10 protein-coding genes are annotated in these 12,980 nt (G+C 63.2%); 4 read left to right on the plus strand and 6 right to left on the minus strand.

Annotated features, from left to right (window positions below):
- Positions 1-105: 105 nt before the first annotated feature.
- Positions 106-1,443 carry an EAL and HDOD domain-containing protein gene (locus GNZ12_RS39545; RefSeq protein ID WP_172317859.1) on the minus strand — a complete coding sequence of 446 codons (1,338 nt, stop codon included), beginning with the start codon at positions 1,441-1,443 and terminating at the stop codon, positions 106-108.
- Positions 1,444-1,741: 298 nt separating this feature from the next.
- On the opposite strand from GNZ12_RS39545, the gene GNZ12_RS39550 reads away from it, so the two are divergent.
- Positions 1,742-3,556, plus strand: a complete 1,815-nt coding sequence (locus GNZ12_RS39550; protein ID WP_172317861.1) for a putative bifunctional diguanylate cyclase/phosphodiesterase — start codon at positions 1,742-1,744, stop codon at positions 3,554-3,556.
- Between the two features lie 91 nt (positions 3,557-3,647).
- Positions 3,648-5,105, plus strand: a complete 1,458-nt coding sequence (locus GNZ12_RS39555) for an HDOD domain-containing protein (RefSeq protein ID WP_172317863.1) — start codon at positions 3,648-3,650, stop codon at positions 5,103-5,105.
- A 134-nt stretch (positions 5,106-5,239) separates the two neighbouring features.
- Here GNZ12_RS39555 and GNZ12_RS39560 read toward each other — a convergent pair whose 3' ends face one another.
- Entirely contained in the window at positions 5,240-6,622 is a 1,383-nt protein-coding gene (locus GNZ12_RS39560; RefSeq protein WP_172317865.1) for an EAL and HDOD domain-containing protein, read from the minus strand.
- Between the two features lie 267 nt (positions 6,623-6,889).
- Between GNZ12_RS39560 and GNZ12_RS39565 the strand changes: the two genes are divergently transcribed.
- The gene (locus tag GNZ12_RS39565) at positions 6,890-7,648 is read left to right on the plus strand and encodes an acetoacetate decarboxylase (RefSeq protein WP_172317867.1); all 759 of its coding nucleotides are present in this window, start codon (positions 6,890-6,892) and stop codon (positions 7,646-7,648) included.
- Positions 7,649-7,812: 164 nt separating this feature from the next.
- Here the strand turns inward: GNZ12_RS39565 and GNZ12_RS39570 are convergent, their stop codons facing one another.
- Both GNZ12_RS39570 and GNZ12_RS39575 read right to left on the minus strand, forming a co-directional pair.
- A complete protein-coding gene (locus GNZ12_RS39570; RefSeq protein WP_172317869.1) occupies positions 7,813-8,607 on the minus strand; it encodes an ABC transporter substrate-binding protein in 795 nt (264 codons plus the stop codon).
- 257 nt (positions 8,608-8,864) lie between these two features.
- The gene (locus tag GNZ12_RS39575) at positions 8,865-9,773 is read right to left on the minus strand and encodes a LysR family transcriptional regulator (RefSeq protein WP_172317871.1); all 909 of its coding nucleotides are present in this window, start codon (positions 9,771-9,773) and stop codon (positions 8,865-8,867) included.
- A gap of 126 nt (positions 9,774-9,899) precedes the next feature.
- Here GNZ12_RS39575 and gstA point away from each other — a divergent pair, with 126 nt between their 5' ends.
- On the plus strand, positions 9,900-10,529 hold the full coding sequence (gstA, locus tag GNZ12_RS39580; RefSeq protein WP_172317873.1) for a glutathione transferase GstA: 630 nt from the start codon (positions 9,900-9,902) through the stop codon (positions 10,527-10,529).
- Between the two features lie 61 nt (positions 10,530-10,590).
- On the opposite strand, the gene astE is transcribed toward gstA, so the two are convergent.
- Both astE and astB read right to left on the minus strand, forming a co-directional pair.
- On the minus strand, positions 10,591-11,649 hold the full coding sequence (astE, locus tag GNZ12_RS39585; protein WP_235994042.1) for a succinylglutamate desuccinylase: 1,059 nt from the start codon (positions 11,647-11,649) through the stop codon (positions 10,591-10,593).
- Positions 11,633-12,973, minus strand: coding sequence for an N-succinylarginine dihydrolase (gene astB, locus GNZ12_RS39590; RefSeq protein ID WP_172317875.1), 1,341 nt, complete (start codon positions 12,971-12,973; stop codon positions 11,633-11,635). Before astB ends, astE begins: the two co-directional genes overlap by 17 nt.
- Between the last annotated feature and the right edge of the window lie 7 nt (positions 12,974-12,980).

The following is a 12,980-nucleotide window of genomic DNA, read 5'->3' on the forward strand; positions in this document are numbered from 1 at the left end:
CCTGCCTAAAGGATGCATGCGGAAAGGATACATCCGCGAGCCCGCGCCCGCAGCGGCACGACGCAATGATCGCCCGGCACGTGAAGCCGCAGCCCCGCTCAGGCCTCAAGCGGCCGCTTCTTCGATATGCGCGCCAAACCATGCCGCAGCGGACAGATTCAGCTCCGCCAGTACCTCGGGCGTCAGCGCCACGAAGCCGGGGGGCGCAACGGGTCCGGCTGCGATCGAGGCGGCATCGGCGCCCTCGCCGGCCGCTTCGGCAATCCGCAGCAAGGTGCCGAGCGCGCCGCCGCGCGTCACGATCGCCTCGCGGATCTGCGGCGCAAGGCCGAGTTTCTCGAGAACGGCCGCCGGCGTGCTGCCGACCACCACGTGAACCAGAGAGAAAATACCGGTCATGAAAGCGGCATCGGCAAATTCGTCGTCGGACGGGCGTAGCCAGCCGGCGGCCAATTCCATAAAGCGCGAGCGCGTGCCAGCCAGTTGCACCAGCGGATCGGCGCGCCACGGCAGTTCGCCGCTGTCCGCGTACAGCAGCAGTTGCGCCCAGCGCGCGATCTGCCGGGTACCCGTGGCGATGATGGCCTCGCGTAGCGACGCGATATTACGTCCCAGGCCGAAGGCGCTCGAATTGACGAGGCGCAGCAATTGCACCACCACGCTGGGGTTCAGCTTGAGTTCCGCCTCCAGCTCGGCAATGCCGCCATCGCGCGACAACAGCGCCAGCAACCGCAGCAGGCCGGGGCGCGGCGAGCGGTTACGCGGCGCCACCAGCACCTGCGGCCGTGCGAAGAAGTATCCCTGGAACAGGTCGAAGCCGAGCTCGCGAGCAAGCGCAAAATCGTCGCGCGTCTCGACCTTCTCGGCAATCAGTGTCTTGCCATGGCTGCGTACCGTCGACGCCAGTTTGGCCAGCGCGGACCGCTCGGTCTGCAGAAAGTCGATCTTGACGATATCGGCGTGCGGCAGCGCGGCGAGCAGCTCGTCCGACAGTTCAGTGACATCGTCGAGCGCCACCTGGAAGCCGGCACGGCGCAACTCCGTCAGCCTGCGGGCCAGAAGCGCATCGAACTTGACGGTTTCGAGGATCTCGAGCACGAAGCGCTCGGGCGGCATCAGATGGACGATGTCGTTAAAGAGCAGCGCGCGGTCAATGTTGACGAAGCCGCGGTGCTGGCCCAGCACCGCCGCCACGCCGATCCCGCCAATCGCGCGGGCCACGACCTGCGCCGTGGCCTGGGCGTCGTCGCTGACCTCGGCATAGTTATGCGCGCTGGCTCGAAACAGTAATTCGTAAGCATTGAGTGCGCCGTCGCGATCGAGAATCGGCTGGCGACCCAGATAGACAAACTGTGCGCCGGACGCCGGGTCGGCGTCTTCGGCACATGGCTCAAGCACCTCGACGTGCCGGGGGGTGGCCCTGGCAAAGTGACGTTCAGACATGGATCATCGGTGCAAGTGTTCGGAACGCTGCGCTGCGACGTGATAGCCGGCGCTGCTCAACGGGTTTGACCTATTAACGGATGCGAAGCCGTTGCACTTTAACCGAATCGCTCCCGCAGCGACGCTGGGCCACGCAGCCCTTTCCTTTCCATTTGTTTTTTGCAGCAGGCGCTAAAGATTTCCCCGCGCCGGTCGTTATCTTGTTCTGATGGGGCGGCCTGATACCGCTTAACCGCCCAGACACGGCGGGCGGAGAGCCGCCCCGCCTGCAGACGAATACAGGTTGCCAGCGACAAACATGGAAGCGAACAGGATCACCGCGCCCCGCCGGGGCTCCTTGCGCACGGTCATCGACCGGTTTCGCGCGTTCGGCCGCCGCGCCAACAGCACACCGCAGCCGGGCGCAAGCCGCGCCGCCCAACTGGAACAGGTGGTCGGCGCCGTCGACCTGCTGGCGCACGTCGATCAGGAACTGCGCTTCCTTTATGTTTCCGACGCCAGCCTGCGCTTCATCGGCTATCACCGCGAGTATCTCGAGACCATCACCCTGCACGATCTCGTGGCGCCCGCCGACGTGCCACGCCTCGACGCGCTGCTGACGCGCGCCACCGCCACGGGCAACGTCGAGAAGGCCACGCTCGGTCTCATCAAGTCGCTGACCTACCCGATCACCGTCGAGTTGCGCGTGGTGCGCAGCACCCACGACGGCATCGACGGCTATGCGATCGCCGGCTTCGATGTGTCGGCCTGGCGCGCCACCGAGGAACGCCTGACCCAGGCGTTGCATCTGGACCGCCTGACCAGCCTGCCCAATCAGCCGGCGCTGATCCCCGCGCTGCTCGACGCGCAACAGCAAGCTGACGCCCACGGCACGCCGGCCGCCCTGCTGCTGCTCGACCTCGACGACTATCAGCGCGTGAACCGCGCGCTCGGCTACGATGCCGGCGACGAGATGTTGCGCGACACCGCGCGGCGCCTATTGAATATGACGAGCCCAAGCGAGACGGTGGCGCGTATCGCCAGCGACGAATTCGCGATCCTCGTGAAGCCTGCCGCGAACCGCACCGACGCGGCCGCCGCGGCCGAAGCGCTGGCGCGCCGCCTGCTGACCGCGATCCAGCAACCGTATGTCTTCAGCGGCCAGCAGGTGCATCTGTCGGCGAGCATCGGCATTGCGCTCTACCCCGACGTGCGCCACGCCAACGACAACGCCGCCCACGACACTCACCTGCTGCGCTGGGCCGACCATGCCTTGCTGCAGGCCAAGGCGGCGGGCGGCAACACGCTCGCCTTCTACGTACCGGACGACAATCCCGCCGACGCCGAGCGCCTGAAGCTGGAGGCCGACCTCTATGACGGTGTGCGCAACGGCGAGTTCTCGCTACACTTCCAGCCGATCACGAGCAGCCGCACGCACGGGGTCGTCGGCGTCGAAGCGTTGATCCGCTGGTCGCATCCGGTGCACGGCCTCGTGCCCCCTTCGATGTTCATTCCGCTCGCGGAGTCGATCGGCCTGATCAACTTCCTCGGCAACTGGGTGTTGAAGGTCGCCTGCATGCAGTTGATTCAGTGGGACGCACAGGGCATTTCATTGCAATACGTCGCCGTCAACGTGTCGCCGCAGCAGTTCCGCGACCCGCGTTTCAAAGACTCCGTGCGCGAAGCGATCGAATTGACGGGCATCGATCCGCGCCGCCTCGTGTTCGAGATCACCGAAAGTCTGCTGATGCACGACCCGGCACACGCCAAGGGTTTGCTCGAAGAACTGACGGCGATGGGCATCCGCTTTGCCGTCGACGATTTCGGCACCGGCTATTCGAGTCTGGCTTACCTGCAACGATTCCCCCTGGCCAAGCTCAAGATCGACAGGAGTTTTGTCGAGAATCTGCTAACCTCCCGGAACGATCAGGCAATCGTTAGCGCGGTCGTCGGACTCGCACAAACACTCGATCTCGAACTGGTTGCCGAGGGCGTCGAAACGGAAGCACAACGCACCCTGCTCACCGAGATGGGATGCGACCACATTCAGGGGTGGCTCGTCTGCAAGGCGTTGCCCTCCGACGAACTCGCACAACGATTCGAAGCGCGCACGCTTCACCTGCACACCGCATAGCGATGCAGGCAAACCTCGTGCGCAGCGCAAGATACCGGCCTGACGCCGGAGTGGCACTCATTGGAACATGTATGGCTTTGGCGGGACTCACATGGTAAAGGCGGCGGTGCTCGACCGGCTCTGGACGCGAATGAGCGAGCGCGGCGATTTCCCGATGCTGTCGCAGTCGCTGCGCACCACCATGGCGGCGATGAACAACGACGATCTCGACTTCACCGGCCTCGTGCAGGTCGTGTTGTCGGATTTCGCCTTGACGCAAAAAGTGTTGCGGCTTGCCAACTCGGCCATGTACATGGCGTTCGGCGGCAACATCACCACCGTGTCGCGCGCGCTGATGGTGCTCGGCATGGACGCGGTCGGCCATCTGGTGGTCGGCCTCAAAATCGTCGATCACTTTCATCACAGCGCGCCGCGCCGCATTGACGCGAAACTCGAATTGAACCGCACGCTGCTGTCGGGCTGCGTCGCCCGCAAGCTGACCGAACGCGGCGATCTGCGTGCCGGCGAGGAAGCCGTGGTCTGCACGCTGATGCGGCAGATCGGCAAGCTGCTGGTGGTGTTCTATCTCGACGCCGAATGGGATCAGATCCGCCGGCATATCGAAGACGGCACAGTCGAAGCCGATGCCTGCGTGCTGGTGCTCGGCGTCACGTTTGACGAAATCGGCGCGGAAGCCGCGGTGCGCTGGCGCCTGCCCGACATGATCCGTTCCGGCATGGGTGAGTTCGACCCGCTGGACGTCGAGCAGCCGCGCCAGGTGCAGTGGCTGCGCGCCATCACCAACTACTCGACGGCGGTTGCGGACGTGCTGACGCAACAGAACATGCCGGACAGGGAGCGCGAAGAACGCATCGCCGAACTGGCGCACGAATACAGCCACGCACTGAATACCGATCCGGACGTGCTGCATCAGATGAGCGTCGCGCTCGCCCGCGAAGAAGGCGGCGACGGCGTGATGCGCGAGATCGTCGAGTTGCGCGCCAATGCGGACGCGATTGCGCGCGAGGCGCTCAATCCGGAAGCGCGCATCGCGGCGGGGGTGGGCGATCTGCGCGGCCTGCCCGACGGCAGCGCGCTCGCCCCGGCGCTGGCGCTGGCCGCGGAAACCGTGCTGGCGGCGCTCGGCTTTGCGCGCACGGTGGTGTTCGTCAAGCACAGCAACGGCACCTTCAAGGCGCGCCTCGGGCTCGGTCCGAAGATCGACGCGGCGCTGCCGAGGCTGTCGTTCAACACCGCGTTCGAGCCCGACGTGTTTCATCTTGCGATCGCGAACTCGGTCGGCATCTTCATTGAGAACGCACGCGACCCGAAGATGGTTGCGCGACTACCGGAATGGTTCCGCCGTTCGTTCGACGATGCCCGCGCCTTCGCGCTATTGCCGGTCGTCGACGAAACCGATCAGACGGTGGCGCTGTTATATGGCGACTGGTCTCATACGCAAGAGCCACGCCGGATATCGCAGAAGGAAATGAGCGCGTTGAATGAACTGGCAAAGGAGTTAGGACGTTTTTTCGGCTTGGGGCAGATGCAGGAAATGGAGATGATGTGAAGACGTGGCGTGATCGTTGATCACGATGCTTCACGCTCACCGGATTTGTATTTGCCCTAAGTCATGAGTCTTAGATGTGCAGAGGCCGGCATGCGCAGCATGCCGGCCTCTGATTCAAATCTCAAACCTCCCCCTCAATCCTCAATCCGCTCCAACCCCTCCGCACTCCGATCCGCGACCCCGGCCCACGCCCCTGCTTCCAACCCAAGCAGCGCGATCTCTTCCACCGTCAATGGCTGCAAGCGCGCGCAAAGGCTGCTGACCTCATCCCATGCCGCGCGTTCCAGCGCTTCAACCACCGTCAGCAGCAAGCCCAACACGCCCTGTCGGTGCAAGATGCCCGCCTGAATCGGCCGCGACAGCGTCAGCACATTCAGCGTGCTTTCGAGCGAACCACCAAACACCGCATCGACAAACGAAAACACACCGGTCAGAAACGCCGCATCGGCTTCGTCGCGCCCGGCTTCCGGCAAACGCTCGATTGCCAGTTCCATGAAACGCGCCCGGGTCGCCGCCAGTTGCAGCAAGGGATCGTCTTCCAGCGCAACCTTGCGGCCATCTGCGTAGAGCAGCAGTTGCGTCCAGCGGGCAATCCGATTCGTACCGGTTGCATTGATCGCTTCGCGTAGCGTACTGACCTTATGACCCACGGCTAAGCCGCTCGAATTCGCGAGCTTCATCAGATGCATCACCAGCACCGGATTGAGTTTCAGTTCCGCTTCGAGTTGCGCGACAGTCGGCTCGCCCGCCAACAGTTGCAGCAGGTTCAGCAATGCGTGGCGCGGCGCGCTGACATGCCGCGTCATCGAAGTCTGCGGACGCGCGAAGAAGTAGCCCTGAAAGCGATCGAAGCCGAGTTCATGCGCCATTTCGAAATCGGCCTGGGCATCGATACCCAGCGCGATCAACAGCTTGCCCGCGGACTTGAGCACGCTCGTCAGCTTAGGCAACAGCGCGCGAGACGCATGCGTGAAATCGATCTTGACGACCTCCGCGTACGGCAGCAGTTTGGCGAACGTCTCGTTGGGCTGCGTCACCTCGTCGAGCACGAAGCGATAGCGCCGCCCGTGCAACTGGACGATCCGGGCAATCAATGCCTCGTCGACTTCGATCAAAGGCGATAGTTCGAGCATGAAACGGTCAGCCGGCAAATGCTGGATCGAGTCGTCGAACAGCATCTCGCGGCTTACGTCGACGTAAGCCGGATGTCCGGTGAGCGCGCCGCGTACGTTGCTCTGAATCAGGCCACGAATAATGGCTCGCACTACCCGTTGCGCGGGATCCGGCGCGCGGCCCGGCAAGGCGTCGGCATCCGCCGTCGAATCAGGAGCACGCCCCGTGGCCGAGGCCGCGTCAGGTTCGGCGCCCGCAGGCAAATCCGGCGCGCGCACTTTGATCTCATAGCCGCACAGCATGCCGTCCCGATTCAGAATCGGCTGACGCGCAAAGCTGGCATTCAGTTGCGCATCGTCCGCAGCACCCGTCTGGCTCGGATTCTCGATTGCGATGGTGGTCATTCTGCTCCCCCGCTAAGCGCCGCCCTGGCGCTTCCTGCTGTATTTTGGTTTTTGCTGCACCAATCGCGCACATCCAAGCCCTGAGGCCCTTGGCGCGTGCGGTGTGCCCGGCGATTTTAGCGCAGGCCGATGCGTGCGGACATGTCAACGCCGCAATATCTCGAAATAATTGGTGACCAGTCTCGCTGAAGACAAGGAAAGAATCGACGATACTCTTGTGCAGTGCAGAAGCGTTCCACCACCGACCTTTAACCACCAAGGAAAATCATGGACGTCAAAAGCGTGCTGTCAAATGCCTTCGCGATGCCGATCACGAGCCCGGCGTTTCCGATGGGCCCGTATCGTTTCATCGACCGGGAATTCCTGATCATCACCTACCGCACCGATCCCGACAAACTGCGCGCCGTGGTACCCGAGCCGCTGCAGATCGGCGAGCCGCTCGTGCATTACGAATTCATTCGCATGCCGGATTCGACCGGCTTCGGCGACTACACGGAAAGCGGCCAGGTGATTCCGGTGTCGTACAACGGTGTCGCGGGTGGCTACACGCTGGCCATGTATCTGGACGACCATCCGCCGATCGCCGGCGGCCGCGAACTGTGGGGTTTTCCGAAGAAGCTCGCCAAGCCGGTGCTCGAAGTGCACACGGACACACTCGTCGGCACGCTCGATTACGGCCCAGTGCGGATCGCCACCGGCACGATGGGCTACAAGCATCGGCAACTGGATCTCGCGCAGCAGCAGAAACGCCTGGAAACGCCGAACTTCCTGCTCAAGGTGATTCCGCACGTGGACGGCACGCCGCGCATTTGCGAACTGGTGCGCTACTACCTGCAGGACATCACGCTTAAAGGTGCATGGACGGGTCCCGCCTCGCTCGAACTGGCACACCATGCGCTAGCGCCGGTCGCCGAATTGCCGGTGCTCGAAATCGTCGAGGCACGGCATCTGATGGCCGATCTGACGCTCGGGCTCGGTGAGGTGGTGTTCGATTATCTCGATCAGCCCGAGGCCAACGTTCGCTGATCGACTGTCGTGATGCAACGTGCATGAAGCGCGCGAAGCGCATAAAGCAATGCGCCAGACACGCGTCAGTCAGATGACGCTTCAAGCGCCGCCCAAAAATGCAAACGGCCGCATCAGCGGCCGTTTGCATCAAGCAAAACCAATCAGGCAAGACACACAACGCCTTACTTCAACACGACCTTCACGTCGAAGTACTTCGCGGCGAAGCGGTCGATCGTGCCGTCGGCCTTCAGTTCCTTGAGTGCCTGATTCACCGCGTCCTTCAACGCCTTGTCGCCCTTGCGGATGCCGAAGCCCACGCCCGCGCCGAGCAGCTTCTCGTCGCTGACGGCCGGACCGGCGAAGTCGAAGCCTGCGCCTTGCGGCTTCTTCAGAAAGCCCTTCGAGGCCGCTTCCGCGTCCTGGAACGCGGCGTCCAGACGGCCCGATGCCAGGTCGGCATAGATCTGGTCCTGCGTCTGATACGGCACGACGTCGACGCCAGCCGGCGCCCAGCGCGCCTTCGCGTACGTTTCCTGAATCGTGCCTTGCAGCACGCCGACGTGCTTACCCTTGAGCGAGGCCGCCGTAGGCAGCAGACCGCTGCCCTTCTTCGCGATCATCTGATTCGGGATCGTATAGATCGGATCGGTGAAGTCGATGGCCTGGCGGCGCTGTTCCGTGATCGTCATATCCGAGTTGATCGCGTTGAACTTGCGCGCTTCCAACGCCGGAATCAGGCCGTCGAACGAATTCTCGACCCACACGCATTTTGCCTTCAGCTTTGCACACACGGCATTGCCGATGTCGATATCGAAACCTTGCAGATCGCCCGACGGCGACTTCGATTCGAACGGCGCATACGACGCCTCGACGCCAAAGCGCACTTCCTTGATATCTGCTGCCGTTGCCGTGCCTGCCGTTACCGTTGCCGCCGCGAACAGCGCGAGCGCGGCCATGTTTCGCCAATTCATCTTCATTACGGGTGTTCCTCTACGGTATTGAATAAGACGGAGCCGAATCCGGGCCAGCATGATTGCGGCGCCAAAAATACGATTCAAACTCGTGCGGCCGGTGTGGTGCAGCGCAACAGCCGCGAGGGCGGGATTGTACAGGCTTCGAATCGCGGCCCTGTGGGCGCCCCTTTGCCCGGCTCGTTTGGCGAGCCGGGTAACGCCCGCTTAAAGGTGCAACTTCCTGTCGCGCTCAGGCAAGCCGGCACGCGCTCTGATGCACGTTAGACCGCGCCGTCGCTAGCCGCGAAATCGCTGCCGAGCCGCTGCGACAAATGCGTGTAAACCGCCGCGACATGCGGCAGATGACGCGACTCCGGATGCGCCAGCACCCAGACCTGCGATTCGGCTTCGTCGAGCGGTGGAGTTAATTGCACGAGATCGTCGCGGCCGCGCGCGAGGAAAGTCGGCAAGATGCCGACGCCGAAACCGCGCGCCACCAACTCGAACACCGCCATCACACTATTGGTCTTGTATCGCGGCTCGACTGTCGGGCAATGGCGCTTGCGCCACAGAACCGAAGGATGATCGCCGAGCGAACTGTCCGGCGCCGCCCAATCGCAGCGCGACAGCGCATCGGCATCGCTCGCCTGGATACCGCTCCCCTTCGCGGCAAACACGGCGATACGCAGCGGGCCGACATGTTTGCCGACCAGATGATCCGGTGCACGTCGCGTGGCGCGCACTGCGATATCGGCATCGCGTTTGGTCAGGCTCGCGAGGCTGTTGGTGGCGGTCAATTCGAACGACAACGCCGGATGCAGTGCCGCGAAATCATGCAGCGCGGGCAGCAAGAGGCCGTAGAGGACGGTATCGGTGGTCGTCACGTGAACACTGCCGCTGACGCGGTCACTGCTCGCCTGTACGGTGGAGCGCGCCGCCGCCAATTCGCTTTCGATGCGCTCGGCGTGGCGCGCCAGATGCGCGCCGAGCGGGGTCGCGCGATAACCGCTGCGCGAACGCTCGAACAAACGCTGCCCGAGCCCGCGTTCGATCCGCTGCACGGAGCGAAAAATCGTCGAGGCGTCGATACCCAGGCGCTGCGCGGCTTCCGCCAGCGTGCCGGCGCGCACCAGCGCAAGAATGGTCTGGGTATCCGCCGAAGTCCGTTCGTATTGCGTTTTTGCACGCATGGTTTGGCAAGCCGCCTGTTTATTCTGAATGCGATCCGGGCTACTTTTACCACATCGACTTGTCGGCCGACGAGCCTTGCCACCGGCACCTGCCGGGACTTCACTCTCGTTTATAGCGGTGACACAATGAAACTCTATTACTCACCGGGCGCCTGCTCGCTGGCTGTTCACATTGCATTGCGCGAAGCCGGGCTCGACTTCGAAACCGTCAAGGTCAATCTGCAAACGCACAAGCTCGCCAACGGCGACGATTACTATGCGATCTCGCCGCGCGGCTATGTGCCGCTCGTCGAATTCGACGACGGCTCACGCCACACCGAAGGCGCGGCGCTGCTGCAGTACCTCGCCGATCTTGCGCCGGAGCGCGCCCTGTTACCGCCCGCCGGAACGCCGCAACGGCTCGAAGCGGTCGCATGGCTTACCTATATCAGTACGGAATTGCACAAGACCTTCAGCCCGTGGCTCTGGCACCAGGAGATCGCCGAATCGACGAAGCTCGAATGCCGAACGAAACTCGCCGCGCGCTTCAGCGAACTCGAGGACGTGCTCACATCGCGCGACTATCTCGGTGAACAGTACTCAGTCGCCGATGCGTACGCGTTCACGGTGTTGAGTTGGGCGCGGATGATGTCGGTGGATCTGAGCCCGTATCCGCACCTCAGTGCGTATCTGGCGCGCGTGGCAGCACGGCCGAAGGTGCGTGAGGCGATGGTGGCGGAAGGACTGGTCAGAGAGAACGCGGCACAAGCAGCGTAAGCGGTAGGGTATGAGACGTTGCGCGCAAAGGCGCGCAACGTTCTGCTCTGCAACGACGCGACTAAACGAGACTGGACAGCGTGTCCTGCGTCGTCTCGACCACCAGCAAACCAGCGCGCAAGCCAGGCTTGACCGTTGCGTTCGGGAACACGAGGCGTTCCTCATCGTGACGCACGGTGTAGCGATACTCGCCATCGCGTGCGAGCACGGTGTCCTTCACGAAGGGCGTGAAATTCGGCACATCTGCGGCAACCAGCAATTCGAATGCGTCGCTTTGCTTCGTGAGCTGGTCGATCACGGTGAACACGCGCGGCATCGCCGTGGGCACGTCGCCGTTCTTTGTACCGGCCAGCAGATGACGCAGTGCGACGTCCGCGCTGGCGAAGCGCGTCAGATCGTTCTGACCGAACGGGCGTACCTTGCCGAGTTCGAGGGTGCACGCTTCGGCGCCACATGCCTGCGCGGTAAAGTGCGAGTACGTGTTGCCCTTGGTGGTGTGCAGCAGGACCGCGCTAATGCGCGCGTCACCGAGCCACTCGAACATTGCGCGCGAAAACGGCTTGCCGGTATGCGGCAACAAGGCGAATTGCTCGAAAGCCGAGGGGCGGATCGCCGTGTGCATGTCGACGTGCCAACGGGCGCCGGGCGCTTGCGATGCAGCGGCAAAGAACAGCATTGCCGCACGCTCCAATGCCGCCGCACGTGGCGCTTCGTGGCTGTGCGGCACTTGAGTATGACGGCCGCTGAAGAGGCGGTTCAGATCGTCGTCGCGATAGCGGCACGCGTCACGCATTGCATCGACGTTGCCGAGAATCACCAGCAAGCGGCACGTCAGCGCGGCATCGCCTTGCGCGATATCGCGCACCAGATACGACAGCAGTTCAATTGGCGCGGTTTCATCGCCATGCACGCCGGCAGAGACGAGCACACTGCGGGTGCCTTCATCCCGCACCGCGGGCTCCATGAGCAGCACGCCATCATCGAGCCACGACCAACGCACGCCGCTGTTGGCACACACACCCTGCGTTTCCTGCGTGCCAGGCTGCGTCCCCGCCAGGGTGTACGCAAGAAAATCGTCGAGCATCGAAACCGGCATGCCGTGCTCAGCGTTGGAAGTCATACAGCGAGCCCACACCGAGAATCTGCGTCAGTTCATCGAGTGCGGTGCGCGACTCGGCGAGCAGTTGCGGATCGGTCAGATCGGACGGAGCAAGACGATCGCGATAGTGCTTTTCGATCCACGTATCGAGGCGACCGAACAGCGTGTCGTTGATCCACACGCCTGGCGTCACCGCTGCGCGCTCCGCATCGTTCAACACTACACGCAGACGCAAACACGCCGGACCGCCGCCGTTCTTCATGCTTTCGCGCAGATCGAAGACGAGCACGTCGTCGATCGGACCGGTGTGCGAGGTCAGATCGTCCAGATAGGCGCCCACGCGCTCGTTCTCGCGGCATTCCTGCGGCACGACCAGCACCTGCTTGCCGTCCGGACGCGTCAGCAACTGGCTGTTGAACAGGTACGACGTGACCGCGTCGGACACGCTCACTTGCGCGTCGGGTACTTCGATCACGCTGAACTCGGTCTTCAGACCGGAGAGCTTCGTGCGCAGTTCGTCGTACACCGCGTTCTGTTCGACAAACGCGAGTTGATGGCAGAACAGCGTATTGCGGTTACCGACCGCGATCACGTCGTTATGGAACACGCCCGCGTCGATCACGTCGGGGTTCTGCTGCGCGTACACGGTGGCCGCTTCTTTCAGACCGTGACGATGCGCAACCGCGCGGCTCGCTTCGAATGTCTGACGTGCGGGAAAACGCTTCGGCTCCGGTCCGCGGCGATATTCGCTGCGGCCGTACACAAAGAATTCGACGCCATGTGTGCCGTATTCCGAGCAAAAACGCGTGTGGTTCGCCGCGCCTTCATCGCCGAGCGCGGGTGTGCCAGGCAGCGCTTCATGCACCGCGAAACGATCGGCCTCGCTGAAAATCGCGCGCAAGGTGCGGCGCGTCGATTCATGCTCGATCGCGCGATGCAGCTTGCTGCACAGATTGGCCGGCGTGAAATGCACGCGGCCGTCGTGCGTGTCGGCCGACGGACTCACCGTCGCCGCATTCGCGGTCCACATCGCCGAAGCCGAACTCGCCGCGGCCAGCAACTCGGGCGCGTCTTTAGCGACGCGTGCGATCACCGTCGCGTCGTCGCCCGAAAAACCGAGCTCGCGCAAGAGACGCATCGAAGGACGCTCCTGCGGCGGCAACACGCCTTGATGAAAGCCGAGATCAGCCAGCTGCTTCATCTTGCGCAGGCCCTGCTTCGCGGCCGCTTTGGGGTTGGCAACCGACTTCTCGTTGTTCTGCGACGCGACGTTGCCGAACGAGAGCCCCGCGTAATTGTGGGTCGGGCCGACGAGACCGTCGAAATTGGCTTCAGTGGCTTGCATCGTCGAT

It is taken from the genome of Paraburkholderia solitsugae (assembly GCF_013177695.1).
Lineage (GTDB): Bacteria > Pseudomonadota > Gammaproteobacteria > Burkholderiales > Burkholderiaceae > Paraburkholderia > Paraburkholderia solitsugae.

Coding starts and splice junctions, on each gene's coding strand:
- GNZ12_RS39545 (WP_172317859.1), bottom strand. CDS start 1,443: ATGTCTGAACGTCACTTTGCCAGGGCCACCCCCCGGCACGTCGAGGTG.
- GNZ12_RS39550 (WP_172317861.1), top strand. CDS start 1,742: ATGGAAGCGAACAGGATCACCGCGCCCCGCCGGGGCTCCTTGCGCACG.
- GNZ12_RS39555 (WP_172317863.1), top strand. CDS start 3,648: ATGGTAAAGGCGGCGGTGCTCGACCGGCTCTGGACGCGAATGAGCGAG.
- GNZ12_RS39560 (WP_172317865.1), bottom strand. CDS start 6,622: ATGACCACCATCGCAATCGAGAATCCGAGCCAGACGGGTGCTGCGGAC.
- GNZ12_RS39565 (WP_172317867.1), top strand. CDS start 6,890: ATGGACGTCAAAAGCGTGCTGTCAAATGCCTTCGCGATGCCGATCACG.
- GNZ12_RS39570 (WP_172317869.1), bottom strand. CDS start 8,607: ATGAAGATGAATTGGCGAAACATGGCCGCGCTCGCGCTGTTCGCGGCG.
- GNZ12_RS39575 (WP_172317871.1), bottom strand. CDS start 9,773: ATGCGTGCAAAAACGCAATACGAACGGACTTCGGCGGATACCCAGACC.
- gstA (WP_172317873.1), top strand. CDS start 9,900: ATGAAACTCTATTACTCACCGGGCGCCTGCTCGCTGGCTGTTCACATT.
- astE (WP_235994042.1), bottom strand. CDS start 11,649: ATGACTTCCAACGCTGAGCACGGCATGCCGGTTTCGATGCTCGACGAT.
- astB (WP_172317875.1), bottom strand. CDS start 12,973: ATGCAAGCCACTGAAGCCAATTTCGACGGTCTCGTCGGCCCGACCCAC.